Source organism: Novosphingobium jiangmenense (assembly GCF_015694345.1).
GTDB classification, from domain to species: domain Bacteria; phylum Pseudomonadota; class Alphaproteobacteria; order Sphingomonadales; family Sphingomonadaceae; genus Novosphingobium; species Novosphingobium jiangmenense.
Window position 1 is genome coordinate 109069 of sequence record NZ_JADQDC010000007.1, and the last position, 26258, is coordinate 135326.

The 26258-nt window shown below is 63.2% G+C and carries 24 protein-coding genes; 20 read left to right on the forward strand and 4 right to left on the reverse strand.

Going from position 1 to position 26258, the window contains the following annotated elements:
• Positions 1-22: 22 nt before the first annotated feature.
• From I2488_RS11770 to I2488_RS11780, 3 genes are all read left to right on the forward strand, one after another.
• Positions 23-4372, forward strand: a complete 4350-nt coding sequence (locus I2488_RS11770) for a strawberry notch family protein (protein ID WP_196276003.1) — start codon at positions 23-25, stop codon at positions 4370-4372.
• Position 4373: 1 nt separating this feature from the next.
• Positions 4374-5423 (forward strand): DUF7146 domain-containing protein, encoded by a 1050-nt coding sequence (locus I2488_RS11775; protein ID WP_196276004.1) that lies wholly within the window; start codon positions 4374-4376, stop codon positions 5421-5423.
• 341 nt (positions 5424-5764) lie between these two features.
• Complete coding sequence (locus tag I2488_RS11780) at positions 5765-6676, forward strand: DUF2493 domain-containing protein (RefSeq protein ID WP_196276005.1); 912 nt, start codon at positions 5765-5767, stop codon at positions 6674-6676.
• Positions 6677-6693: 17 nt separating this feature from the next.
• Here the strand turns inward: I2488_RS11780 and I2488_RS11785 are convergent, their stop codons facing one another.
• The gene (locus tag I2488_RS11785) at positions 6694-7227 is read right to left on the reverse strand and encodes a hypothetical protein (protein ID WP_196276006.1); all 534 of its coding nucleotides are present in this window, start codon (positions 7225-7227) and stop codon (positions 6694-6696) included.
• A 255-nt stretch (positions 7228-7482) separates the two neighbouring features.
• Here I2488_RS11785 and I2488_RS11790 point away from each other — a divergent pair, with 255 nt between their 5' ends.
• From I2488_RS11790 to I2488_RS11805, 4 genes are all read left to right on the forward strand, one after another.
• On the forward strand, positions 7483-7647 hold the full coding sequence (locus I2488_RS11790; protein ID WP_196276007.1) for a hypothetical protein: 165 nt from the start codon (positions 7483-7485) through the stop codon (positions 7645-7647).
• Between the two features lie 144 nt (positions 7648-7791).
• On the forward strand, positions 7792-8196 hold the full coding sequence (locus tag I2488_RS11795; RefSeq protein ID WP_196276008.1) for a hypothetical protein: 405 nt from the start codon (positions 7792-7794) through the stop codon (positions 8194-8196).
• Between the two features lie 227 nt (positions 8197-8423).
• Complete coding sequence (locus tag I2488_RS11800; RefSeq protein WP_196276009.1) at positions 8424-8792, forward strand: hypothetical protein; 369 nt, start codon at positions 8424-8426, stop codon at positions 8790-8792.
• An 11-nt stretch (positions 8793-8803) separates the two neighbouring features.
• Positions 8804-9124: a DUF736 domain-containing protein gene (locus tag I2488_RS11805; RefSeq protein ID WP_100868183.1), complete on the forward strand. Its 321-nt coding sequence runs from the start codon at positions 8804-8806 to the stop codon at positions 9122-9124.
• A 48-nt stretch (positions 9125-9172) separates the two neighbouring features.
• Here the strand turns inward: I2488_RS11805 and I2488_RS11810 are convergent, their stop codons facing one another.
• Positions 9173-9433 carry a helix-turn-helix domain-containing protein gene (locus I2488_RS11810; RefSeq protein WP_246465635.1) on the reverse strand — a complete coding sequence of 87 codons (261 nt, stop codon included), beginning with the start codon at positions 9431-9433 and terminating at the stop codon, positions 9173-9175.
• Between the two features lie 192 nt (positions 9434-9625).
• Between I2488_RS11810 and I2488_RS11815 the strand changes: the two genes are divergently transcribed.
• The 10 genes from I2488_RS11815 to I2488_RS11860 all read left to right on the forward strand — a co-directional run bounded on the left by I2488_RS11815 (position 9626) and on the right by I2488_RS11860 (position 16393).
• Positions 9626-9883, forward strand: a complete 258-nt coding sequence (locus tag I2488_RS11815) for a DNA -binding domain-containing protein (protein ID WP_196276010.1) — start codon at positions 9626-9628, stop codon at positions 9881-9883.
• 161 nt (positions 9884-10044) lie between these two features.
• Positions 10045-10314: a transcriptional regulator domain-containing protein gene (locus tag I2488_RS11820; protein WP_281390061.1), complete on the forward strand. Its 270-nt coding sequence runs from the start codon at positions 10045-10047 to the stop codon at positions 10312-10314.
• Positions 10315-10489: 175 nt separating this feature from the next.
• Complete coding sequence (locus tag I2488_RS11825; protein ID WP_343071056.1) at positions 10490-10819, forward strand: DUF2285 domain-containing protein; 330 nt, start codon at positions 10490-10492, stop codon at positions 10817-10819.
• Between the two features lie 124 nt (positions 10820-10943).
• Positions 10944-11216, forward strand: coding sequence for a helix-turn-helix transcriptional regulator (locus I2488_RS11830; protein WP_196276013.1), 273 nt, complete (start codon positions 10944-10946; stop codon positions 11214-11216).
• Between the two features lie 9 nt (positions 11217-11225).
• Positions 11226-12119: a replication initiator protein A gene (locus I2488_RS11835; protein WP_196276014.1), complete on the forward strand. Its 894-nt coding sequence runs from the start codon at positions 11226-11228 to the stop codon at positions 12117-12119.
• Positions 12119-12805: a DUF2840 domain-containing protein gene (locus tag I2488_RS19605; RefSeq protein WP_196276094.1), complete on the forward strand. Its 687-nt coding sequence runs from the start codon at positions 12119-12121 to the stop codon at positions 12803-12805. Before I2488_RS11835 ends, I2488_RS19605 begins: the two co-directional genes overlap by 1 nt.
• Positions 12802-13377: a S26 family signal peptidase gene (locus I2488_RS11845; RefSeq protein WP_196276015.1), complete on the forward strand. Its 576-nt coding sequence runs from the start codon at positions 12802-12804 to the stop codon at positions 13375-13377. The genes I2488_RS19605 and I2488_RS11845 overlap by 4 nt, the downstream gene beginning before the upstream one ends.
• Before the next feature lie 3 nt (positions 13378-13380).
• Positions 13381-13710: a DUF736 domain-containing protein gene (locus I2488_RS11850; RefSeq protein WP_196276016.1), complete on the forward strand. Its 330-nt coding sequence runs from the start codon at positions 13381-13383 to the stop codon at positions 13708-13710.
• An 18-nt stretch (positions 13711-13728) separates the two neighbouring features.
• Entirely contained in the window at positions 13729-14406 is a 678-nt protein-coding gene (locus tag I2488_RS11855) for a lytic transglycosylase domain-containing protein (RefSeq protein WP_246465636.1), read from the forward strand.
• A gap of 247 nt (positions 14407-14653) precedes the next feature.
• Positions 14654-16393, forward strand: coding sequence for a relaxase/mobilization nuclease domain-containing protein (locus I2488_RS11860; protein WP_196276018.1), 1740 nt, complete (start codon positions 14654-14656; stop codon positions 16391-16393).
• Here the strand turns inward: I2488_RS11860 and I2488_RS11865 are convergent.
• Positions 16390-16689 (reverse strand): hypothetical protein, encoded by a 300-nt coding sequence (locus I2488_RS11865; RefSeq protein WP_196276019.1) that lies wholly within the window; start codon positions 16687-16689, stop codon positions 16390-16392. The genes I2488_RS11860 and I2488_RS11865 overlap by 4 nt on opposite strands.
• Before the next feature lie 3 nt (positions 16690-16692).
• On the reverse strand, positions 16693-16890 hold the full coding sequence (locus I2488_RS11870) for a hypothetical protein (protein WP_196276020.1): 198 nt from the start codon (positions 16888-16890) through the stop codon (positions 16693-16695).
• Positions 16891-17104: 214 nt separating this feature from the next.
• On the opposite strand from I2488_RS11870, the gene I2488_RS11875 reads away from it, so the two are divergent.
• The 3 genes from I2488_RS11875 to I2488_RS11885 all read left to right on the forward strand — a co-directional run bounded on the left by I2488_RS11875 (position 17105) and on the right by I2488_RS11885 (position 26258).
• Positions 17105-19090 (forward strand): conjugal transfer protein TraG, encoded by a 1986-nt coding sequence (locus tag I2488_RS11875; RefSeq protein ID WP_196276021.1) that lies wholly within the window; start codon positions 17105-17107, stop codon positions 19088-19090.
• On the forward strand, positions 19087-19467 hold the full coding sequence (locus tag I2488_RS11880) for a ribbon-helix-helix protein, CopG family (protein ID WP_196276022.1): 381 nt from the start codon (positions 19087-19089) through the stop codon (positions 19465-19467). The genes I2488_RS11875 and I2488_RS11880 overlap by 4 nt, the downstream gene beginning before the upstream one ends.
• 500 nt (positions 19468-19967) lie before the next feature.
• The gene (locus I2488_RS11885) at positions 19968-26258 is read left to right on the forward strand and encodes a DEAD/DEAH box helicase (protein ID WP_196276023.1); all 6291 of its coding nucleotides are present in this window, start codon (positions 19968-19970) and stop codon (positions 26256-26258) included.

Consider the following 26258-nt stretch of genomic DNA (forward strand, 5'->3'; position numbering starts at 1 on the left):
ACTCCAATCGAAGGATCATGACATGACCAACTCGTCACTGGCGGGTGCCGCCGTGCGCCCGCTTGCTTCCGCTCGTCCGGACCAGACTGCCCGCTTCATCATTGCAGCCGCCCAAGACTTACTCGGTCATCTTGCCGCCGGTCGCCGGATCGAGGCTCCCGCCATTCGCACCGCCATGCAATCGGCCTTTGGTGCAAGCGATGCCAGCGGGGCCTGGGACTGGAAGACCGCTTACGAAGCGGTCGAAATCGCCCAGTTGCTGTTCCTGCGCCGCTATGGCCCTGCCATCCACGCCAAGACCGCCGACCCGTTCGAGCGGCTGAAGCTCATTGAACGCATTTCCCGGCTCGCCCCCACCCACACCCGGCGCAGCGAGGACATGGTACAATACCAGCAGTTCTCGACGCCGCTTGGCCTCGCCTGGGTCGCCGGGTTCGCCGCGAACATTCAGCCGGGCGAATTGGTACTGGAACCGTCGGCGGGAACCGGGTTGCTGGCGATACAGGCCGAACTTGCCGGCGCAGGCCTCGCGCTCAACGAGGTCGCCGACACACGCCACGCGCTGCTGCAGCTTCTGTTCGAGGGTGCGTGCGTGACCGCGCACGATGCGGCGCAGATTCATGATCGGCTCGAACCCGGTTTGGAACCAAGCTGCGTCGTCATGAACCCGCCATTCTCGGCCGCACTCGGCGTCGAGACCCGCGTCGCCGATGCCGCATTCCGGCATATTGCCTCAGCGTTGGCCCGACTTGCCGATGGCGGGAGGCTCGTCGCGATCACGGGGAGGAACTGTGCATCGGATCATGCCGACTGGCGCGGCAGTTTCATTCGGTTGCAGGAAGGCGCTCGGGTGGTCTTCACCGCGCCGATCGCAGGCAGCATCTACGCCAGCCACGGTACGACTTTCGAGACCCGGTTGACCGTAATCGACAAGGTGCCTGCAGCCGATCCCGGCGTCTTTCCGCAGTCGCATGAGATGGCCACCGACCTGCCAAGCCTGCTGCGAACGCTGGTCGATGCACTGCCAGCGCGGGCGCCGGTTGCGGTCTTGCCTGCCGTCACGTCGCCGGAAAAGATCGCTAGCGCCAGTCGCCGCGTCGTCGAACCCAAACCCCGCCTTCTTGCCGTGCCGCCGGTTGAACCTGCCGGAACCGTGCTCGACTATGACACTGTCGATTGTGCTGCGACCACTGGCGGCCGCCTGACCGACGCCCTCTACGAGCCTTATGTGCTGCAATCGATCCGGATCCCGGGCGCGCAAGCGCATCCCACCCGCCTCGTCCAGTCCGCCGCCATGGCCTCGGTCGCCCCGCCCAAACCGAGGTACCAGCCTCATCTGCCCGATGGGCTAGTCGAACAGGGCTTGCTCTCCGACGCCCAGCTCGAATCCGTGATCTACGCGGGCGAAGCGCATAGCGAACATCTCGCCGGGGCCTGGGCCGTAGATGCCACCTGGGACAAGGTCGAGGCCGCACCTGATGATTGCGATAACGCCGTCCGGTTCCGCAAAGGCTGGTTCCTCGGCGACGGCACGGGCGCGGGCAAGGGACGCCAGGTCGCAGGCGTACTGCTCGACAACTGGCTCAAGGGCCGCCGCCGCGCGGTGTGGATTTCGAAGTCTGACAAGCTGCTCGAAGACGCCCAGCGGGACTGGCGTGCGCTCGGACAGGAACCCTTGCTGATCCAGCCGCTCGCCCGCTTCCGCCAGGGCACACCTATCCGGCTCGAGCAGGGCATCCTTTTTACGACCTATGCCACGCTACGCTCCGATGTGCGCGAGAACCGGGTTTCGCGGGTCCAGCAGATCGTCGATTGGCTGGGGTCAGACTTCGACGGAGTCATAGTCTTCGACGAGAGCCATGCGATGCAGAACGCTGGTGGCGGCAAATCCGACCGGGGCGACAGCGCTCCTTCGCAGCAGGGCCGCGCCGGGCTGCGGCTGCAACACGCGCTGCCTGATGCCCGCGTGCTCTACGTCTCGGCAACCGGCGCGACCACGGTCGAGAACCTCGCCTATGCCCAGCGCCTTGGCCTGTGGGGCGGCGCAGACTTCCCGTTCGACAAGCGCACCGATTTCGTCGCGGCCATTGAAGCCGGCGGGGTCGCGGCGATGGAAGTGTTAGCGCGCGACCTCAAGGCGCTTGGACTTTATTCAGCCCGTTCGCTGTCCTACGAAGGTGTCGAGTACGAACTCGTCGAACACAAGCTTACCCCCGACCAGGTCCGCATCTACGACGCCTATGCCGGGGCCTTCCAGGTCATCCATAACAACCTCGATGCGGCACTCGAAGCCTCCGGCGTCACCAGCAGCCGCGAGGGCACCCTCAACCGCCAGGCGAAATCGGCAGCCCGTTCGGCTTTTGAGTCCGCCAAGCAGCGCTTCTTCAACCATCTGATCACCGCGATGAAGACGCCGACCCTGATCCGGGCAATCGAGCAGGGCCTTGCCGATGGCCACGCCGCCGTCGTGCAGATCGTCTCGACTGGCGAAGCCCTGCTGTCCCGCCGTCTCGCCGAGATCGATCCGGGCGAATGGAACGACATTTCCTGCGATGTGACTCCTCGCGAATATGTTCTCGACTATTTGGCGCACAGCTTCCCGGTCCAGCTCTATGAGACCTACACCGATGGTGATGGCAACCTCGCCTCACGTCCTGCCTATGACGATGCCGGGAACGTGATCGAGTGCCGCGAAGCCATAAACCGGCGCGACCGCCTGATCGAGAAGCTGGCATCGATGGAGCCGGTGCAAGGCGCTCTCGACCAGATCGTCCAGCGGTTCGGCACCGACAGGGTCGCCGAGGTGACCGGACGTTCGCGGCGCATTGTCCGCAAGGTCGATGCGGACGGGGAGCGGTTCGCTGTCGAGAACCGGCCCGCCCATGCCAATCTCGCCGAAGCGCAGGCGTTCATGGAGGACAAGAAACCGATACTCGTCTTCTCCGACGCGGGCGGGACGGGCAGGAGTTACCATGCGGATCTTGGGAGCCGGAACCAGCGCCTGCGGCACCACTACCTGCTCGAAGCGGGCTGGAAGGCCGATACCGCGATCCAGGGGCTCGGTCGGACCAACCGTACCAACCAGGCGCAGCCCCCGCTGTTCCGTCCGGTCGCCACCGACGTTCAGGCGGAAAAACGCTTCCTCTCGACCATTGCGCGGCGGCTCGACACGCTCGGTGCGATTACCCGCGGCCAACGCCAGACGGGCGGCCAGGGGCTGTTCCGTCCTGAAGACAATCTCGAAAGCCCATATGCCCATGCAGCGCTGCGGCAGTTCTACCTGCTGATCTATGCGGGAAAGGTCGAGCACTGTTCGCTGGCGACCTTCGAGGCCATGGCCGGGCTATCGCTGACCGATGGCTGTGGATGCCTGAAGGACGACCTGCCGCCGATCACGACTTTCCTCAATCGGCTGCTGGCGCTGACCATCGCCATGCAGAACGTGCTGTTCACGGTGTTCGAGCAGTTGCTCAGCGCCAAGGTCGAGAGTGCGATCGCCGCTGGCTCCTACGATGTCGGGCTGGAAACGCTTGTGGCGGACAGCTTCAGCGTCACGCGCAGCGAGCCCATATATGTCCATCCCGCCACCGGCGCAGAAACCCGGCTGCTCACCATCGCCATGCGTGAGCGCAACCAGCCGCTGACGCTCGACAAGGCGATCGAGCTGCTCCGCGAACCGGGCGCGCGGCTTCTGGTCAATTCCCGCTCGAAGCGCGCTGCCGTCCAGCTTCCGGCCCGCAGTCTGATGCTGGATGATGGCGAGGTCGAACGCCGGGTCCGGTTGATCCGACCGATGGAGCGGCTGAACCTCGCACTCAGCCACCTGCCCGAGACAGCGTGGGTGGAAGCGGACGAGCGGGAATTCGCTGCAACCTGGCAGGCCGAGGTGGCGCAGGTCGAGGAGTTCACGGAAAGCGAATTGCACATCGTCACCGGGTTGCTGCTGCCAATCTGGAAGCGGCTCCCCGAGGAATCGACCCGCGTCTACCGGCTCCAGACCGACGATGGCATAAGCATCGTCGGGCGCAGAGTGTCCCCGGCATGGGCCGCGAGCGCTACGGCGACGACCGACACGCCCGAACTGTCGCCACCGCAGGCGCTGGTCTTACTGCGTGAGGGGCATACGGTGCTCAATCTCGCCGATGGCCTCCAATTGCGCTGCTCGCGGTTGATGCAGGTGAACCGCATAGAACTGACCGGGTTTGCTCCGACAGCGGTTGACCGGCTGAAAGCGATGGGGCTGTTTTCTGAGATCATCAGCTGGAAGCTGAGGCTGTTCGTCCCTGACGACACAGTGGCAGGCTGCCACGTGCTCGAACGCCTGTTCGACCGTCATCCGTTGACCCGCATCCTCGACAGGAAGGCCGCCTGAAATGGGCAGGCTTTCAACGCGCGCGGCGGACCTGTCGGAACGGCTGGCACAGAACGCGATAGGAGTTTGCCGCCATTACCTCCCCGCCGGTCGGCGCGAGGGGCGCTATTGGATGGTCGGCGATGTTGCCGGAACGCCCGGGCGCAGCCTCTATGTTCGTCTGTTCGAGACCGAGCGCGGCACAATCGGCAACTGGGTCGATGCCGCCACCGGCGAACATGGCGACCTCATCGATCTCATTCGGCTCAACCAGCGCCACGGGCGGCTTGCCGAGACGATCGATGAGGCCGAGCGCTTCCTGTCGTTGCCGCCATCGGCTGACGGCGAACAGCGGAAGCACCCGGCCGGTCCACCGGCGCGCGCAGGGTCGCCAACGGCTGCACGGCGGCTGTTCGCTGCTTCCAGGCCCATCATCGGCACACTGGCGGCGACCTACTTGCAATCGCGCGGCATCGTACATCTCGCCGACCTGCCAGCATTGCGATTCCACCCCCGCTGCTACTATCGGCCCAATGACGACGACGTGCCCGGGACTCCTGGTGTATTTGCGGCGCTGATCTCATCGGTCACCGATGACGACGGCGCCCAGACCGGCACGCATCGCACTTGGCTCGATCCATCTGGAAGTGCCAAAGCCGCAGTCGCATCGCCGCGCCGTGCAATGGGCAATATCCTGGGCAACGCGATCCGGTTCGGGCACATGCAGGATGTCATGGCCGCGGGCGAGGGCATCGAAACCATGCTGTCGTTGCGCGAAGTCCTGCCGACGTTGCCACTCGCCGCTGCCACCTCCTCGTCGCACTTGGCCGCCATTCAGTTCTCGCCAGTGCTGCGCCGCCTTTACGTTGCCCGCGACCGCGATGCTGCCGGAGACGCGGCGTTTTCAATCCTGACCGACCGGGCATCGACGGCGGGGATCGAACTGCTCTCGCTCATGCCCGCGCTGGGCGACTTCAACGACGACCTGCGCCAACATGGGCCATCGGTGCTTGGCGAGCGGATTGTTGATCAGTTGCACGAGTCCGACCGGGCGCGTTTCCAGCGTCGTTGAGCTGGGCCGAGACGGGATCGGGATGATGATCCCCGGATGCGCAGGTCCGTGCAGTCGTGCCGGACCCGCCCGGCCTTCTTCGGAGGCGATCCAAGAGACCGGCTGCGGCGCGGCCGCAATGGCGGTGCGGCGACTATTTTCCGGCGGCGCGCCAAAGCATCGCATCAAGCGATGCGACAGACAAAAATTCGCGCGCCATTCCATCGCGAAGCAAAATAGCCGCCGCACCGCCATCCTCCGCTTCGCTTCGGCCTTTCAGGTGCGCCCGCGCCCCAGCCGGTCAGAGGGATCGCCGAAAGGCCGGGCGAGGTGCCCGGCTCAGAACCTCAAGGACGCCGATCATGTCCGAGCCTTTCGAACCCGATCACGAAATGTCGCCCACCGCCCATCTCCTCGATGAAATCGCCCTCTACGGCTATCGACCCTTCTCCGACGAAGCCGACCCGCGACCACTTCCCGACGAACGCATCGCCGCCGGCGCTGTCGCCGACATGTTCGACGCGCTGATCGCAACAATGATCGACACCAGGCTCGAACCCGACCTTGAGGACCTGTGCTGGTCACTCACCAACCTCTTCCACCGCGCCGAGGGCCGGATCCAGCGCGACCTCGACGACAACGAGGATGCGCAGAAGCGTGGGCAGCGTGAACAGGATGGCTCCGAAGTCAAATCGGTCGAGCTTGAACGGCTGATCAATGAAGGCATCGGCCTGATCGAACGGCGCAACGCGATGGAGTTCATGCGCGAAGCCGCTTCCGACCAGTTTGAAGCGCATTTTCGCAAAGCATGGACCCCGCGCACTGGATCACTGGTCAACCACCGCACCCTGACCGCCGCCATGATCGACAGCCGCGACTTCCTTGCTGCCAAACGCCGCTCAGAAACCGAGCCACTGCTGCCAGTCGGCACCCGGATCGCATTCACGTCCGGCCCCGCCTACCAGGATCACAATCGCATCTGGGCCGCGCTCGACAAGGTTCTCGCCAAATATCCTGACATGGTCCTGTTCCACGGTGGCAACCCGACCGGCGGCGAACACATCGCGTCGCTCTGGGCACGAAATCGCAAGATCGTCCATGTCCCGTTCCGGCCAGACTGGGAGCGGTTCAAGAAGGCGGCACCATTCCGTCGCAACGATCAGATGCTGGAAGCGCTGCCCAAGGCCGTGGTCGCCTGCCCAGGCAATGGGATCAATGCCAACCTCGTCGACAAGGCGCGCAAGCTTGGGATTTCAGTTTGGGCGATTGAATGAGCCTCGTCACAGACTGATCATTTTCCAAATGACTTCCACAGATCGTTCAAACGTAGCGTTATCGCATCAAGCGCAGCTTGATCTGCGGCGCTCAAGGTCACTGCAATGTATTCATCCGTTCGATACCGATCGAGAATTGCGTTGCGGGCCTTGGCCATGGCGACAAACTCGATCGCAACGGGGCTGTTGCTGGCTGGCGCGATCACGTTGGACCGAAACCGACTTGGATCGTAGACCGCCGCCGCATCCGGCAGGAAAAGTATCTTTGCGACATCTCCCAACTGCGGACTGACGTCGAGCAAGTCACCGCGTCGATTGCGCCAGACTCCGTGATGCTCAGCCTCAAAGTACAGGCCGGGGATTTGCCAAATCGCCCAACCGTAGGCAATTGAACCACCCGCTCGGGATATCTTGCGCGCCACATTGTCAAAGCAGGCCGAGGCTTGTGCATCAGACGACCGCTTGGATCGGATGTAAACCGGGCGGTCGGACGAAATTGACTGGCAGAAGCTCTTCAATTCCGGAGTTATCGATTTAGGCACCGTGTTCATTGGCAAGTGCTTAGCTCACGAGCGCAAGGCGCTCCAGAGCCACCATCCGCACATCTATCGGGGAACAACCCCACTCTCAAAGGCCAATCCGTTGGCCGCCTCAAAGCCTCCTTCAATCAACCCGTAAAGGGTCCGCTACGCGTTCGCGTGCGGCCACTACGGTGCTGAGCACCTTCGTGGTGATTGCGGCTTTGCGCCGTCTGTCCGGAGCCTGTCGAGCGGGGATGGTCCCTGCTCCGAGACAGGAGCTCGAACATGTCACTCACCATCGCACAGCGTCACGCCTGGAGCCTCGCGCGCACCCTGATGGTCTGCGTCACCCTGTTTCACGCCGGTAACGGCTACGCCGCCGTCCCGACCGCCGAGTTCGACGGCGATCCCAGCAGCATCGTTCGCGAATATGACCCCTTCAACCCCTGACCGCGCCCCGCCGCACATCGCGCGCTGGCCGGATGCCCATCGGGTATTCCGGCCTGCACTCATATCTGCTATGACTGCCGGGCACATTGCGCTGCGGTGGAGGAGGAGAGCGCGTCCCTTGCCCTTGGCTTCAAGGAGGACGCCATGCTGATCGGCCTTACCCTGATAATTGTCGCGGTTTTCATGTGCTACGCGCTGCTATTCCGCCTTTCACTCAACGCCCTGCCGCTGCTCGTCGCCTTCCTCGCGGGTTCAGCAACCTATCGCAGTGACAGCGGCATCCTCGCAGCGTTTGCCGTTGCCGCCATCGCCGCGATTACATTGCTCGCCGCCGCCCAACTCGCGCTGGGCTTCGCCAAGTCCGACCTCACGCGGGCGGTAGTTGGCGTCGCCTTTTCCGCGCCCGCCGCGATCGCCGGCTATCACGCTGCTCACGGTATTGCGGCTGCGACCATGCCCCAGGGCGCATGGCAGCTCACCGTTTCGTTGCTAGGCGCCGCTGTCATCGCGGCTGCGTCCTGGACGCAATGGAGCCGCGCCCGCCTATAGCGTTGACGCCCCCTCAAAGCCCCGCCCGGCAAGTGCCGGACGGGGCTGGCACGGTCAGATCGGCCGTGACGAGCGAGGTGCTGGGATCAGGAGCGTTCTGCCCTCGTCGTCCGGATGGGGTCAGCCAAGGCGGGTGCCGGGTCGAGCCTGGACACGAATGCGCGGCCTTTCGGCGCCAGGACAACGACCGCCGATTGCGGGATCTCGACCGACCCGCGACAGGCGCGTTGAAGTCGCTGGAAGGCCGGGATGCGGAAACGATCAACGGTCACGCGACAAACGAAATCACCTTGCTCGCTGCCGGTCAGGCAAATCCGGGCCTGGCCATGAATTTCTGCTCAAGCGGGACCTGGACCCAATGCCGCCTCGTCAATGGCTTTGGTTGGCAGGGGATGGCTTCGCCGCTTGATCCCTTGCTGCAACGCCGTCTGCGCCAACTTTCTTCCCCTGAGCGTGCCGCCCATTCCTCGCGAGGCAAGAAAGCCGCCTGGCCGCCGTCCTCCACTCACGTTCCGGCCGTCCCGGTGCAGCGGGCACAAGCCCCTGCCATCAACCAGCCATCGAGGCCGCGATGGGCGCGGGTTCGACCAACTTGAAAGAAATCATCATGGCCAACATCGGAACTTTCACCAAGACCGGCAACGAATACAAGGGCGAGATCGTCACCATGTCGGTGCAGCAGAAGAACGTCCGCATCGTCCCCGAAGCCAGCGACAACGAGAACGCACCGTCGCACCGGGTCTTCGTTGGCCGCGCGGAAATCGGCGCCGCTTGGACCAAGACCTCGAACGAAGGCCGCGACTATCTCTCGGTCAAGCTCGACGATCCCAGCTTCACCGCCCCGATCTTCGCCAACCTCTTCGACGACGAGGACGGCAAGAGCTACAACCTGATCTGGTCGCGCGCGCGCCGCACCAACGGCGACTGACCGCCAAGCCAGCCCCGCCCGGCGCCTGCCGGGCGGGGTCTCAGCTGATCAGGCATCGCCTGGACCGGGGAATCTGACGAGGAGAATGGAGGGTTCGGTCTCGAGGGCCGCTGCCAGACTCTCGATCATGTCGACTGACGCGCTATAACGACCGCGCTCGAGGCTGCTGACGTAGGTCCGGTCGATATCAGCCCGGTGTGCAAGCTCTTCCTGCGACAGATTGGCCGCAAGCCGGAGGCGTTTCAGATTGGCGGCAAGGACCTCGCGCAACTTCATCGCGCGCACAAACCACCATTGCAGAGTATTCAACCACGGAGTATACTCTGCAAAACGGGTCGTCAGTTGCAGCGCGTCGTTCGCGTTTACGATGAGTTACGATTGCAGTTGTCCGTTCGGCGCATAGCGATCTCCCGAAAATGGGAGAATGATTAGCCGCAAATACAATCACCAAAACGGTGCTATAGCCAGATCGCGCGTCGAATCAGATGCGAGGCAAACGCCATGACAACGCCGAAGCTCGATGATCATTCGCCCGACGGGGAGACAATCACCCCTTACGACGAGACGCACCTCGTCACCTATTTGCGTCTACTTGATGCAGACGCCGAAGGGGCGGACTGGCAGGAAGTCGCGAGAATTGTGTTAAATCTTGACGTTTCTGCGGACCCGAAACGGGCGAAAGCCATTCATGCCAGCCACCTGGAGCGAGCCCGCTGGATTGCTCGCTCTGGTTATCGTGACCTGCTCAACCGAAAATAGGCGCGTCCGATCTGTGCGGGGCTGATGGTATCAGTATTCTACCGGTACTGATCAGGGCCTTGTACGAACAGCGTTACGCCCTCTCGGTTACTTCCGACTCATCTAAACCCGCGAAATGCTTGTGGCTTGGCCTGTTAGCCACAGCGCTCAAGGGGATTGCGATGTCAGGTGAAGCATCCTGGCGGTCGCCTTCGATGGCCCGCCAATACGCCAATCACGACTTTGCCGACTTCGCCCAGGAGTTCCTGCGGCGCAATCCGGATTACCGGGCGGACTATGCAGCCACCTTGGCAAGAATGGCAGCGCGGCCTTCCGCTGCCCTGGAAGAACAGGAGGGCCTGTCCCGGCGATGGGGGCTCAGCTTTCCCCAACAACCCCAAGTCCGATCCCCGTCAGGATCCCGCGCTCTGGTCACCCGACGCTGCGCCTGATGTCATCATCCTCGAAACCCCAGACGCACAATGCGCCATTCCGCTTCCCCCAGGTTGCGAACCGCTGACGGAAGGCCGCAGCACCAACGAGCGTCATGCTGTCTTTTCACACGGACCGGCCCGCCTTCGCCTTTGTGTACGACGTGCTGCTGCCCGACCTGTCCTGTCGCTGATCGTGCCGTGTGATGCATGTTGCTCCGTGCGCCTTGCCGCCGCGGCCCGGCTTGATCGGCTGACCCGAAGCGGACGCCTAGGCGCTGACCGCTCGGGCGCACCGTCGGCCTACCAGCGAGGCCGCTTCGCTCGGCTGCTGGCCATCTACGACGCGCTTGAGGCAGGCGCCTCATCGCGCGATCTCGCCTACGGCCTCGTCTTCCCGAAGCAGCGCCCGCTCGCTGGCGCCATGTGGAAGGGATCGGGCGAGCGACGTCATGTGCTCCGCCTCGTTGCCGAGGCGCGCCGCCTGATCGCGCGTGATTACAGGAAGCTCCTCCTGCACTGCTAGTTTGGGGGGTGACAGAAATGCGCGCCCGCATTCTGTCACTCCTTCAAGCCCCCGGCTCCACGCCAATGCTCGCGACACCAAGCGACAGCCCGCTGCGGCTGCTTGCTGAAGCCGGAGCCTTGCCATGGACGCCAGACCCTCACCTGTAACCGCGCGTTTTTTGCGCACCCCCGATGCCGCTGTCCATCTCGGCCTTTCGGCTCGCACCCTCGAAAAGCACCGCTGTTTCGGCACCGGGCCGGTCTACCGCAAGCTTGGCGGCCGCATCGTTTATTCTGTGTCCGATCTCGACGCCTGGGCCGAACAGGGTTTGCGCCGCTCGACCAGCGATCCCGGCAACGGCGTGGTGCATCCGGCCAAGCGCCTCGATGGCTACACGCCGCCCGTTCGGCGCTGAGACTTTCCCATGCCCCGCGCTCCGGTCTTTTCTTCCGCTGCCGAGCAGCTCGATCTGTTCGTCAGCCATGGCGGCGACATCGCCACCCGCGATGCGCAGGACCTGATGGCTTGGCCGTTCTTCAGCCTCGCCAAGTCGAAGCGCGTCGCGCCGATCGATTTCCGGATGGGCGAAGTCTCGATCCTTGTCGAAGCCACCGCCGAGCACGGCATGGCGACCATCTGGGATGCCGACGTACTTATCTGGGTGGCGAGCCAGATCGTCGAGGCGCGTGACCGGGGGAGACCCACTTCGCGCCTCATTGCCGCGACACCGCACGAGATCCTCGCCTTCACCCGGCGCGGCACCGGCAAGGCAAGTTACGAGCGCCTGAAGGCCGGTCTCGACCGGCTGCAGTCGACCACGATCGCCACATCGATCCGTCAGCGGGACGCGCGGCGGCGGCATCGCTTCTCCTGGATCAACGAGTGGAAGGAGCGTCTCGACGGCTCGGGCCGTGCCCTCGGCATCGAAATGATCATTCCCGACTGGTTCTACGAAGGCGTCATCGATCAGGCGCTCGTGCTGACCATCGACCCTGCCTACTTCGCGCTGACGGGCGGGCTTGAGCGCTGGCTCTACCGTCTTGTGCGCAAACACGGAGGCAAGCAGAAAGGCGGCTGGAGCTTCGACTTCCAGCACCTCCATCTCAAGTCCGGAGCGCTGTCGCCGCCCAAGCGCTTCGCGTTCGAGCTGCGCGATATCGTCCGCCGGCAGGCACTACCGGGCTACGCGCTGTCCATTGAACATGCGCTTGGCCGCGAGCGGCTGATCTTCGTCGCTCACCCTGCCGACAGTTTTGAAGTCGCGATGCGGCGTGTCGGTCTGCGCCCAGTCACCTCCAAGCCTGTGGATATGTCGTGATGGCACACGGACTATCAGGAACCGCGCCGCTCGGACGATTAGGAACCGCAAGCTCGGACCATCGGGAACCGAAATCGCCCGCAAAGGCACAGAAATCCTCGGGTTCTGACGCTCCTAACTATGCTAACAAGGAATCCTTCGGATTCCTGCTAACGCAGCCGCGCCTGTGGACGAACGGCGCCGCACCGCCGCAATTCCCCGCCGAAACGGGAGACGATAGCGACCGCGGGCTGACCCGCGTCGCGCTGGTCTGGCACGAGGGTCGGCAGGAAGATTGGCTCAAGTTCGGCAAGCCCGTCGCCGAGCGGATCATCGATCGCCACTGCCGGGAAGAGAGCTACGCTGCCGGCCAGGTGTTCGGCCTCGTGCGCTGGGCGTCCAACCAGTACGGGACGGTGCGCTCATCGCTCGACATTGTTCGCGCAGTCGAGCCGGGCAAAACGTGCACGCCAGTGCCGCAAGTTCAACCGGGCGGCGACCTACTGCTGGCCGTGCGCGGGTGGCCGAAGGTGGCGCAGGTTTTCCGTCTGATCGACCAGATCGAAGGCGCCGGGATCGATCCCTGCGAGGTCGCGCCCGATCACTGGCGCCACATCCATAACCGCCTGGCGGGCCGCGAGCAGCCCCGTGATTACAGTCCCGCGCGCCATCATGCTTGGCTGCTGCGCCGGAAACTGCTGCCATGAAGGCCCGGGCCACTATCGCCGCCGCCGCCGTGGCGCTCGCCACGCTGGCCACGCTGACCGTGCCGATAACGCACTATGCGGTCTGGAATGTCAGTGCGAGTGTACCCACCGGGCTCTACGCGATCCGTGGTCGCGCCAGCCTCCATGTTGGCGAACGCGTGGCGATCGAGCCGCCCGTACCGCTCCGCTCTTTGCTCGCCGAACGGCACTATCTCCCGGCCGGCGTTCCGCTGCTGAAGCGCGTCGCTGCCGTCAGCGGTCAGCGCGTCTGCCGCTTCGGGCACGGCGTGACCATAGACAGCAGATTCGCCGGCGTGGCACGCGCCCGCGACAGCCACGGCCGTCCGCTCCCCGCCTGGGCGGGGTGCCACACACTCCACACCGGCGAACTCTTCGTCATGAACCTGGCTGCACCGGACAGTTTCGATGGCCGCTACTTCGGCAAGCTGCGTGTCAGCAATGTGATCGGCCGCGCAGCGCCCGTGTGGACCGACGAGGCTGGCGATGGTCGCCACGTCTGGTTTGCCGATCCCCGTCAGTTCGACCGACCTCAACCCCCAGCAGGAGACTGAACCATGCGTATAGGAACCTTTGTTGCCGCCGAAGGCGGCTATGCGGGCCACCTGCACACGCTCTCGCTCGATATCGATCTCGTCCTCGTTCCGGCCGATCCTTCGGACAGCGAGAACGCACCGGACTACCGCATCATCGCCGGTGAAGACGACGAAGCCAAGGAAATCGGAGCGGCCTGGAGACGCACCGGTGAGAAGGCCGGTGCATATCTCACGCTGCAGATCGACGATCCGCTGTTCATCCAGCCGCTGCGCGCCAACCTGTTCCAGGGTGACGGCAATGCCCATGTCCTCGTCTGGTCGCGGCCAGCGCGGCGCGACGCGGCTAACTGAGCCATGGAGCCGCTCCGCATGCTTCGCCACGCCTCGACTGCGCTGGCACTGGCCGCCGCCGCCCCTGCCTTCGGGCAGGTTTCGGCCGACCCGGCGCCGCCGCGTACCATCGCGATTGCTTCCCATGTGGCCGAGTCCGCCCAACGCTTCGGCATTCCCGAGGCGTGGATCTATGCGGTCATGCGCATCGAAAGCGCGGGGCGAGTCGGGGCGGTCTCGTCCGCAGGAGCAATGGGCCTGATGCAGTTGATGCCGGCAACCTGGGCGCGCCAGCGCGCCCGGTTCCGTCTCGGCAGCGACCCGTTCGATCCGCGCGACAACATTCTGGCTGGCACGGGATATCTGCGCGAACTGTATGACAGCTACGGCGCGTCCGGCTTTCTGGCCGCCTACAATGCGGGTCCTGGCCGCTACGAGGACTGGCGCGACAAGGGGCGCCCGCTGCCCGCCGAGACCGTCAGCTATGTCGCGCGCATTGCACCCCGGCTGCAGGGTTCGGGCATGGCGGCAAGCGTCGCCGACGCCATGCCCGTGCAACCGGTCGGCCTGTCCTGGACGCAGAGCCAGCTTTTCGCGGCGCGCGGCGACGGCGCATCCGGTTCCCTTGTCACCGCCGCGCCTTTGCAGTTTTCGCGGGAGCCCGCTCGCCCTTTGGGCGGCCTGTTCGCTCCCGTCGTGGGCACGGCGTCGCAGTGAAGGCCGCTTGGCCCCTCTCGCGCGTGATGGCGTGGATTGGCGTGGGCTCGGTCCTATGGGGGCTGGTAGGACGGAAGGGACGGGGAGGATGGCAAGATAAAAGCAGCGCCGTCGGGTGGGTTGGAGGTGATTGGAATTGCTGGCCTTTCGGCGCCAGCCGCGAGCAAGCCCTGCTGGCACGATGTCCAGAAAACCACGCGGTTCGGCCATTTTTAGCGCCGTCGCCCTTCCGCCACCGCCTCTCCAGATGAGCGACGAAGACTTCCGGATCAGGCCCGGACAGGTCCGCGACCGTGGCGGCAGGTCGGGCAAACCCAAGTCGCTGGTCGCTCAGGTTCGCGCGCTGTCGAACAAGGCTGGCCGCGTAGGGATTACCGCGGGGGGCCGCCGGAGCACCGGCCGTAACGCCCGCGGCCGCAGTGCCGCGCTCCGCATGCGGGCGAGCCAGGGCCAGCGCCGCGTCGTGGTCAAGGCGCGCGTGGTCCGGCACGTCGGCTCGCGGTTCACCGCCGCGCCGCTCGCGCGCCACATCACGTACCTCAAGCGCGAAGGCGTGACCCGCGACGGGCAGGATGCCGCCCTGTTCGGCGCAGGCGATCAACCACCGGACGGCGCTGCCTTCGCCGAGCGCTGCGCTGGCGACCGGCATCACTTCCGTTTCATCGTTTCGCCGGAGGATTCGGGCGAACTTGCCGATGTCCGGACGTTCACCCGCGAACTGGTGCGTGACATGGCCAGGGACCTTGGAACAGAGCTCGACTGGGTCGCGCTCGACCACTGGAACACCGACAATCCCCACATCCACATTCTAGTCAGGGGCAAGGCCGACGATGGCCGCGACCTTGTCATCGACAAGGACTACATCCGCGAGGGCATGCGCAACCGCGCCGAAGAGCGTGTAACGATCGAACTCGGCCCGCGCACCGAGCGCGAGATCGACCGGGCACTGGCCCGCGAGGTGGGCGCCGACCGTTGGACCAGCCTCGACCGAAGATTGCAGCGCATCGCCGATGGACTTGGCGGCCTGGTCGATCTGCGACCCGAGCAGCAACGGCCGCAGACCTCGATGGAGCGCCACCTGATCGGTCGCGTCGGAAAGCTGGAGCGCCTCGGTCTTGCGTCGCGCGTCGTACCCGGATGCTGGACGCTAAAACCGGATCTCGAACCGACATTGCGCCAGCTCGGCGTCCGGCGTGACATCATCAAGACGATGCACCGTGCGATGGGCGAGCTCGGTATCGAACGCAGTGGCGAGCACTTTGCCCTGCATGATCCCGCCCATTCCGAGCGCATCATTGGCCGCCTGGTCGCACGCGGGCTCCACGACGAACTGGCGGGAAGTGCCTATGCTGTTATCGATGGTGCCGATGGACGGCTGCACCATTTGCGCTTCGCCGACCTTGAGCGGACCGGCGATGCCGCTCCGGGCGCGATCGTCGAGCTCAGAACCTGGACTGATCGCGGCGGCCGGCCCGGTACGTCATTGTGGGTCCAGTCTGATCTGGCTTTGGGAGATCAGGTCAAAGCGCGCGGCAGCACTTGGCTCGACCGACAGTTGCTTGCATCCGAACCCGTTCCCACCGGCGGCGGGTTCGGCGTGGAGATCGAGCAAGCCAAACGCGATCGGGCCGAGCATCTGGTCAGCGAAGGTCTGGCCACACGCCGCGCGAGCCGTGTCGTTCTGGCGCGGGATATTCTGAACGTGCTGCGATCGCGCGAACTGGCAGAGGTCGGCGAAGCCATTACAGGGCAGACGGGCCTGCCTTATCGGCCGACGGGCGATGGCGAGCCTGTTGCCGGAACCTATCGGCAGCGGCTGAACCTCGCATCGGGACGTTTTGCGATGATCGATGATGGCCTCGGCTTTGCGCTGGTCCCCTGGCGCCCCGCTCTCGATGGGCATCTCGGCCAGCACGTCACCGGAACGCTCAAGGCTGGCGGGGGCATCGACTGGACACTTGGCCATTCGCGCGGGATCGGGATCTAGCTGCCGGACGTGCGGTCGAGCTTCAAAGGCCAGTTAAAATCGCCATGCCGGGCGCGCAACTCGGCAGTCTTCGCCTCGAAGACTTCTTTCGCGCGCGCCACGCCATAGTCATCCGGAAACAGCGGGACGTCGCTCGACATCGCTTCGGCCGCATCAGCATTGCGAAAGAGATCATAGCGGCCGAGTTGGCGCAGGATGCTGACCTCGGCGTCCATGCTCTGCCCGCGCTTGCCGGTGACCGCGAGGCCAATCCCGATGCAGCGCGCCAGCTCGGCATCCGTGATGCGGACCTTCATGGCTCAGATCAGCACGAGTTGGTGGGCGACATCGCCATTGAGGCACGCGTCTGCCCGGCGGGCCGCATCGACGGCATTGCGATAGTGGATCGTTCCGTAGCGCTCAGCCTCGTCGAACGGCACCGGGGTCCAGTCGCTGCTGGGATAAACGCTTTCGTAGATCGCGCGCGCAGCCTCGCGCAGCGCCATGTTGTGCTGCATGATCATCGTTCCTGTGCTGAAGCCGAATCGGCAGGCAGAAGCGATATTCGTTCTTATTATGTTCTTCAAGCTGGTGCGGGCTCGCCGGTCCTGCCGGCGTGATCTGCGCCAGCCTTACCAATCCTACGCCACAACATCGCAGCTGCCCCGAACCGCTTGAAAACTGCCGAAATCGCACCCGAATTCGCTCCGAACAACGGGCAGGAGCATGGCGTTGTCAGCAGCAAAGATCCTTTGGAGCCAGGTCCTGGCCGTAGCGCTGATCATCCTCGCAAGCATATGGTCGGCCACGCAGTGGACGGCATCAGCCCTCGGCTTCCAGCCTGAACTCGGTCGCCCCTGGTTCTCCCTGTTCGGCCATCCAGTCTATCGGCCCTACGACTTATTCTGGTGGTGGTTCTCGTACGATGCCTACGCGCCGCACGTGTTCGACAGGGGCGGGATGATCGCAACCTCGGGCGGGTTTGTTGCAATCGTGGTGGCGATCGCCATGTCAGTCTGGCGCGGCCGGGAGACCCGCGGCTCGAACACCTTCGGCTCTGCCCATTGGGCGACCCGCCGTGAGATCGCAAAGGCCGGCCTGTTTGCCGAAAAGGGCGTGGTGCTGGGGCAGTTCCACAACAACTATCTACGCCACGATGGTCCTGAGCATGTGCTCTGCTTCGCACCAACCCGGTCGGGCAAGGGCGTCGGCCTCGTCATCCCAACGCTGCTCACCTGGCCCGGCTCGGTCATCGTGCACGACATCAAGGGCGAGAACTGGGGGCTGACCGCCGGCTTCCGTTCGGGCTTCAGCCGCGTTCTGCTGTTCGACCCGACCAACCTCCGATCCGCTGCCTACAATCCACTGCTCGAAGTGCGTCGCGGTATCTGGGAGGTGCGCGACGTGCAGAATGTTGCCGACGTGCTGGTCGACCCCGAGGGCAGCCTCGAGAAGCGCAACCACTGGGAAAGGACCAGCCATGCCCTGCTGGTCGGTGCGATCCTGCATGTTCTTTATGCCGAGCCCGACAAGACCCTCGCTGGCGTCGCTGCCTTCCTGTCGGATCCCGGCCGCACGATTGAGACTACGCTGAAAGCGATGATGGCGACTCCCCACCTCGGCGAAGCGGGACCTCATCCCGTGGTCGCCAGCGCAGCGCGCGAGCTGCTCAACAAGTCCGAGAACGAGCGGTCAGGCGTGCTGTCGACCGCCATGTCGTTCCTTGGCCTCTATCGTGACCCGGTCATTGCAGAGGTCACCAGGCGATCCGAATGGCGGATCGCTGATCTGGTCGACGGAAAGCGCCCCGTATCGCTCTACCTCGTCGTTCCACCCTCAGACATCAGCCGGACCAAGCCACTGATCCGCCTGATCCTGAACCAGATCGGGCGGCGCCTCACCGAGGAACTTGAAGCCGGCAAGGCCCGGCACCGCCTGCTGCTCATGCTCGACGAATTCCCGGCGCTTGGTCGCCTTGACTTCTTCGAAAGCGCACTCGCCTTCATGGCCGGCTACGGCCTCAAGGCTTTCCTCATCGCCCAATCGCTCAATCAGATTGAGCGGGCCTATGGTCCGAACAACTCAATCCTCGATAACTGCCATGTCCGCGTAGCCTTTGCGACCAACGATGAGCGGACGGCAAAGCGCGTGTCTGAATCTCTCGGCACCGCGACAGAGCAGCGTTCGATGAAGAACTATGCCGGTCACCGCCTGTCCCCTTGGCTGGGGCACCTCATGATCTCGCGTTCGGAGACCTCGCGGCCCTTGCTGACCCAGGGAGAAATCCTGCAACTGCCCGAGACCGACGAGATCGTGATGCTGTCCGGCGCGCCGCCGGTACGGGCGAAGAAGGCGCGCTATTATGCTGACCCCCGGCTCAAGCGACGGATCAGGCAGGCGCCGGAGCCCTCGGTAGATCGTCACAGTGCACAGACCTCCGACGATTGGAGCGATTTGCCGCTCGTGAAGCCGACGCTGAGCGCCGCAGCCAGCCCTGCGGGACCTGATGACGAAGCGAATGGCGGCATTCGTCGTGAGCCAGAACTGCCGCTGCATGTCGAGATCGCGCCGTCGCCAAAACCGCCAGTCAACGAGTTCGATTTTGACCCTGTCGACCAGACCGCCGGCGATGCCATCCAGGCTGATCGTCTGCGGTCAAAAATGGTCGCGAACTCGCGTCAGGCCGCGCTGGACCCCGGCGACGGGATCGATCTGTGAAATCCAAGCACACCTTTCGCTTGTCGCGCGAAGTCGCGGACCAGCTCGCCGAATTGGCAATCCGCCGCAGGGTTTCGCAGGCGGAGATCGTCGAGGCGGCGTTGCTGTCGCTCTTGTCGCCAGACGGGTCCGAGCGGATGGAGGCTGCCTTCAGTAGACGTATTGATCGCGTGCTTCGGAAACTGGAAGAATTGGATCACAGCGTCGAGGTGGGGAATGAGGCCTTAGCGCTGTTTGTGCGGTTCTGGCTCACTGCGACGCCCCAAGTGCCAGACCATGCGGCTCCTTCAGCCCAAGCCAAGGGTAAGGAACGATACGATGGGTTTATTCAAGCTTTGTCTCGGCGTCTCAGTGGCAGTGAACGAATCGCTGACTGACACCAGCACAGTCGACTTGGATTCTCGCGAACGTACCGAGTGAAAGCCGGCATTTGTGCACGAATTTAGATTTTCCCAGGCGCTCTATAGATAATTATCTTCCCTATTACCTGCCCTGATTATCGTTGACATCACCTAAGTACTGAGGTCCACAAATGCTCCACGGTCCGATAGATGCCTCATCTTTTTGTTGCGAGCGATCAGACGGCGGCATGAAGTTACGAGAGTTGATGCGCTGCAAATGCCATTGGTCGGACGAGGCCCTTATCCACGTAACCGAGCCGCCGGGCGGAGACACGGACGCGCCGCTTTCGAAGGCGACGCCGGACACCCCCGGTCGAGATCGCCGGCTAACAAGTCTGGGGGGGCAGCCTGACAGGTTGCCATCACCTCAACCAACCATCATGAAGGAGGCCAACTCTACTCTGACTGGTAACAATCAGGGGAGCACGTCAGTCGGATGAACGGCGTGCACAGACCGATTTGCGCTCGGGGGCAGAATGTTTAACGAACTTGGAAATCTACATAGAGCACTGAGCGCTTATATCGAGGCGACCTACCATATTTCAAATCCAAGCCTCGTTGGCCTCCGGCGTTCTATACTCGACCAACCGGGCACGATTTCACAGCGCGCCTTCATCGAGAGCACGCCGATCTATCAGGGTCAAAAGAAGTTCGCTGACCTTGCAATTCCCCAGAAAGCGCGTGACTTTCTAACGCACCTCGGAACCAAGGCCGGCGGCAAGCTTGTTTTCGATCCTCCGTACCCCCACCAATCGGAGGCGTTGGAGATCATTGCCGATCCGGTTGGCCGCTGCCTTCTGGCAACGACCGGTACGGGTTCAGGCAAGACGGAAACTTTTCTCCTGCCAATCTTGATGAAACTCGCGAACGAAGCTGCCACGCGGCCGGAACAGTTCGCGGAGCGCGCCGTACGGTCGATCATCCTCTACCCGATGAACGCGCTCGTGAACGACCAATTAGGTCGCCTACGCCGCCTTCTTGGAGCGTCATCAGTCCGAGATTGGTTTACCGAACAGGCTGGGCGTCCTGCCAAGTTCGCCCGCTACACGGGTCGTTCGCTTTATCCCGGCCAGCGGACCGAGGACCGAAACAAGCAGCGGTTGAAGAGCCTAAATTTCTATCGAGACCTTGAGCGCGACGCTCAGACCGACAAGGCTGTCGCTGCGCAGATTGATCAGTTGCGATCCTTAGGTCGCTGGCCTGCCAAGCCGGCTGACGCCGATGGCGAAAATGGCATGACCAAATGGCTGGGCAGCGGCAAGCGATGGATCGGGCCTGATCAGAAGTTCCAACGCGCTATTGAGCGTCCCGAGGACCCCGAATTGCTTTTGCGCCATGAGGTGCAAGATCAGCCGCCCGACCTCCTAATCACCAACTACTCCATGCTCGAATACATGCTGCTACGGCCGATTGAACGGTCGATATTCGAGCGGACGCGGGCCTTTTTCGAGGCGAATCCCGAGGAAAGGCTGCTGTTCGTGCTTGACGAAGCGCACCTCTACCGCGGCGCCAGTGGCACCGAGGTCGCCCTTCTGATCCGACGTCTGCGCAACCGGCTAGGTCTCACACCAGACCGGATGCAGGTCATTGCGACCAGCGCATCCTTTTCCGATGGTGAAGCCGCCAAGACATTCATTGGCGGCCTAACTGGTCGCAATGAGGACATGATCGAGGTGCTGCGCGGGAAGAAGCATGCGCGTTTGCCGTCTGCGAGCGGTGACGCGCCACTCGCCGCCGCGCTTGCTGCCTGTCGAACCGAACAGTTGAAGGACGTGGATCCCGTTCAGCGTATAGATGCCCTAGCGCCGCTGCTTACTTTCCGACGTGACGCGCTTTCTGCGGATCCATTGGTTGTCGCATCGTCGACATCGAAGACGGCCGAAGTAACGGTATTCGGTGTCAACGCATCGCTTGAATTCTTAAGCGAGACACTGTTGATTAACCCACATGGCTGCGCGCAGACTGCCAATTCCTATCTCGCGCTGACGGAAGTGAAAGGCGCCGACGGAATACAGGTTGGGCGATCGGCAAATCTCCCCGATATCAGCATCGTAGATGGTCAGACGCTGGTTGTCCGCGACGGATTACAACGGGCGGTCCATGCCGCACTGGAGGGACTCCCTGTTATCGGGCGCTTAGTGAATCTGACCGGTGGCGCGACGACTTCGAGCGATCCAGCGACCGAGGATCCAAAGGCGCCAATCGCTCTGGATGACATGGGCAGCCTGCTGTTTGACGGCGAGATTTCAACTGCCATGCGCTCGGCGGCAACCGATGCGCTGCTCGAACTTGCGTCCTACGCCAAAGCTGAGCCCGATGGTCAGCCTCTGCTTGCGGCGCGCGTCCATGCCCTGTTCCGCGGCCTCCCAGGGTTATGGGCTTGCGCCGACGAGACATGCGCGCTTGTTCCGGGTGGGATCGGGCCCGGCCCTACGGGAATGCTGTATGCACAGTCCACACGCGAATGCGGTTGCCGCGCACGCGTGTTCGAACTCCACACCTGTCGCGATTGTGGTGTCGCCTATTTCAATGCCTTCGCGTTGAACCCGAGCCAGCCCGATTTTTTGTGGGCAGAGGACATCGGCGATATAGACGATGTGGACGGAGTGGTCCGTCCGGTCCAGATTTTGCTCGAAGACCCCGGCTTTGACGCCGACAAATATTGCACCAGCAGTTATCTTGATCCGTTTACAGGTCGCGTGGGGTCCAAATCGCCCGATGCCCGCGAAATCTGGTTGCCACGCCCCAGCAAAGACGTCGAGCCCGGTCATTTTGAGAAGTGCCCCCACTGCGAGACCAATGGCTCCCAAATCATGGATCACCAGACCAAAGGGGATGAGCCGTTTCAGGAACTGATCAGCGTCCAGTTGCTCGACCAGCCTGCGCGCGTTGAAGCAACTTCCCCACTCAAGGGACGCAAATCGCTGATCTTCTCCGATGGGCGGCAGGCTGCATCCCGGCTTTCGGGCAAGCTGAAGAATTTCTCCCTACAGGATAGCATTAGGCCGCTGCTGTTGACTGGGCTGCGCATGCTTGAAGAGCGTTTCGGCCAGCCGGTGCCGCTCGGCTACGCGTACCCGGCTATTCTTTATGCGTGCGCCAAGTTTGACGTCAACTTCCGTCTGCCTGGCGCGGAACATGAGGAGTTCGCTCGCGATTTGCGCAAAGTACACGGCTTTATGCGCGACGACGGCGACTATGCCGAATTCCGTGATCTCGCTGACACCCTGAACAAGACCCATGTGAAGTCAGTCCGGGCTCCGCTGGCACGCGTTCTTTCCAATCGCCACACGGGCCTTCTGCCGCTAGCGCTAGCTGCCCCCGAGGCAATACTGACTGACAACCAGAAGCGCCGAATGGCTGCGCTTCCCGCTCCGCTAATCGGCACAGGTACGGACGATGAGAAGCGCCAGGCACTGCTCGACCTATGGCTGAGCCAATCGCTCGCTGCCGGCTCCGTGTTGGTGGAGGGCACGCCTAGTGAATGGATCGACTCCACCGACGGTCCAGCGATTAAACGCACCAGCGGTCGCCATACCGCTTTGCTGGAGAAGTTGCTTACGGGCAGATGGCACCGAGCACAGTTTGGGGCGAACGCGAAGGCCGACGCGAGTTGGATCGACTTTCTGACGACTACTTTCGCGCAGAACCACAATGCCAAAGGCTTCTTCATAAACGCGGCAAAGGTTCGATTGCGACCAGAGAGTGAGGTCCATTGGCGCCGGTGTGGGCACTGCACACTCGCGCAACCGGCCAACCTGTTGATGGGGGAGACTTGCGTCAAATGCGGAAAGAATACCGATCCGCTCGACCCGAGAACGGATACCGTCTTCCGCACCCGCAAATATCTCTACCGTAAGCTGGTCGAGCGGCTCGAGGCCGAGGGTGATCAGGGCTATGTGCCCTATCCGTTTGTCGCTGAGGAACATACCGCGCAACTCAACGACGCTGGACAGGACCAGGCGTTCTCGCGCGCCGAATGGTACGAACTGCGCTTCCAGGATCTTGATGTGCCTGGCCCACGCGGTGAGCGCGCCGGCGCGGTGGATGTGCTCAGTTGCACGACTACGATGGAGGTCGGCATCGACATCGGCAGCCTCACGGCGGTCGCATTGCGCAACGTGCCGCCAGGTCGGGCCAACTACCAGCAGCGCGCGGGTCGCGCCGGTCGTCGCGGTTCATCGCTTTCGACCGTGCTAACCTTCGCCGGTTCGGACAGTCATGACCAACGCTTCTTTGCCGATCCGCAGACCATGGTCGGCGGGCCCGTACCCGATCCCGTGCTCAACCTCGACAATCGTGAAATCGTGCAGCGGCATGCGTTCGCGCTGATCCTATCCTTGTTTCAGCAGGAACGGATTGAAACGCCGCCCACAGATGGCGACGCTCAGGCATCCAATATCTTCGAGTCGCTGGGCAAACTGGCCGAGTTCCGCGACCCCGACCCCAAGGGCTTTACGTTCGCCGGGCTGAAGATCTGGCTTGCGTCGAATGTGGCTTTGGTCGACGCCGCGTTGCGCGACGTGATCCCATCCGCCGCGATCGAAGGCGACCCCGACGCCTTTTTCTCAAGCGTGCCTCAAAAGCTGCTTGCCTCACTCGAAGCTGTCGGAGCCGGCACTCGCGAAGTGGAACTGGTGGCGGCCGACCCTGCGATCGCCGCCGAGGAAGGTCCAGCATTCGACTTTGGCATCGAAGATTATGGTGGCGACGCCGACATGTTCGACACTCCGGCGGACGAAACGACTGCCGAAGAGGCTCACGAGACCGGCGAGGTCAACCCGGAAGCGCCGCTCAAGCCGCAAAACCTCCTCGACCGGCTGTTCACCAAAGCTGTCCTGCCACGCTACGCGTTCCCGACCGACGTCGTGTCGTTCACGGTGTTCGATCCGTCGAGCACCGCATATCGCGCCGAGATCGCCTATTCTCCGCAGGCAGGCCTGACCCAGGCCCTGAGCCAATATGCGCCGGGACGCGAAGTGTGGGTCGATGGCCGCAAGTTTCGGTCGATGGCAATCTACTCTGGCTTCCAGAAGGACCGAATCAACGCCTATCGCGCCCAGCGGCTCTATTATGAGTGCGGGAAGTGCGGCTACGCCAAGCTTGAGGACATCGACGATACCCACCGGCGCGGTGACACTGAAGATTGCCCGGCCTGCAAGAAGAAGGCGGGAATGGGACCAGCGGAGCGCTGGATAGTCCCGGTCGGATTCGCGCATCCGCATGACGAAGCGTTTGAATTGGCCGGCGATGAAAATCCGCTGCCGACCCGTCCGACGCGGGCGAAGCTCAGCGCGCCGCAGTTCGAACAGCAACATGAACTCGGCAAGCTCGACCGACCCGATGGCAGTGGTTTCGCCGCCTGGGCGTCCAAGCAGACACTGATGGTGACCAACCTAGGCGTACGTAAGCCCGGTTCCGCTGAGACCGGCTTCCTTTATTGTCCGGCCTGTGGCCGTACCGAGCCAACTGGCTGGTCGGAAGGGAAGCTGGCAAGCAGCAAGCCACATCCAAGGCCATATCCCGATCATCGCAAACAACCCGAGCTTTGCGATGGGCGTGGCCGTGCCCTAGTGCTCGGCCATGAATTCCTGACCGATATTGCTCTGTTTTCGTTTAAGCTGGCTCCGGAACTCCATGTGCCAGCTGGTTCGACCGCCGGGCGCATCGTGCTCACCACGATCGCTGAGGCATTGAGCATTGCGGCCGCGGGCTTGCTCGACGTCGATGCCGCCGACATTGGCGGTGGTCACAGGGCGGCCCTCAATGAGGGCGGCGCGCGCGGCAGCGAAGTTGAAGTGTTTCTCTACGACACGGCGCCTGGGGGTGCCGGGTTCGTCCGCGCAGCTGCGCGCGACCCTGCCGCCCTCCTCAAGCTCGCGGTCGATCTTTTGGAGGGCTGCACCTGTTCATCCTCCTGTTATAAGTGCTTGCGCTCGCACAAAAACCGCTGGGATCACGCCGATCTCGATCGCCATCTCGGTGCGACGTTTCTGCGACACGTCCTGTATGGCGAGCGGCCGTGGGTGCCCACGGAGGTGGAAGATCGCCTGCTCGACCTGCTCGCGACCGATCTCAAAGACAAGGGCGAGAGGATCGAGCGACCTCAGCCAGGCGAACTGCGCCTTCCCGACTATGGCAATCGAAGCCTCATCATCAGCCATCCACTGATCCGCGAGAAGCCCGGTTCAATGCGGGCGCATGCTCGTGGTCGCGGCGCGTCGGATCGCTACCTTGACCAGCTACTTGTCGATCGCGCTTTGCCGGCGGCCATCATTCAAGCGCTCGACGCGACGTCGACATCGATCAATGATGATTTGCCTTTCGCGTTGAGCGAGACGGGCGTGCCAGTCTATCGGTCACTTGCCTCACTAGCCGGCTCCGGAGGGGACCTCCCCTTTACGGCCGAATTCGCCGATATCCAGGGAGCGCTTGAAAATAGCTTCATCGTCCAACTCGACGTCGAGACGATGGAGAACACCAAACTTGGCGAAGCGCGACCATTTTCGCGCGGCACCTGGCATCTGTTCACGCGCGCGAGCGCACCAGGCAAAGCGCCGATGCTCGTCAGGCGCACCGATGGAAAATCATTTCAGGCATCGTCGAGTAGCGTAACCTTCGGCCTCGTCGGCGCCAGCATGAAAGACAGCGGCATGGAGCGTTATCGCATCGTCTATGGTTCACTCCGGCCAACTGCTCGCGCCGAACAGATCAACGCCGAAGCGCTCGAATTCCTAGGCGCCTTCCATAAAGTGCTGGGGGTCTGA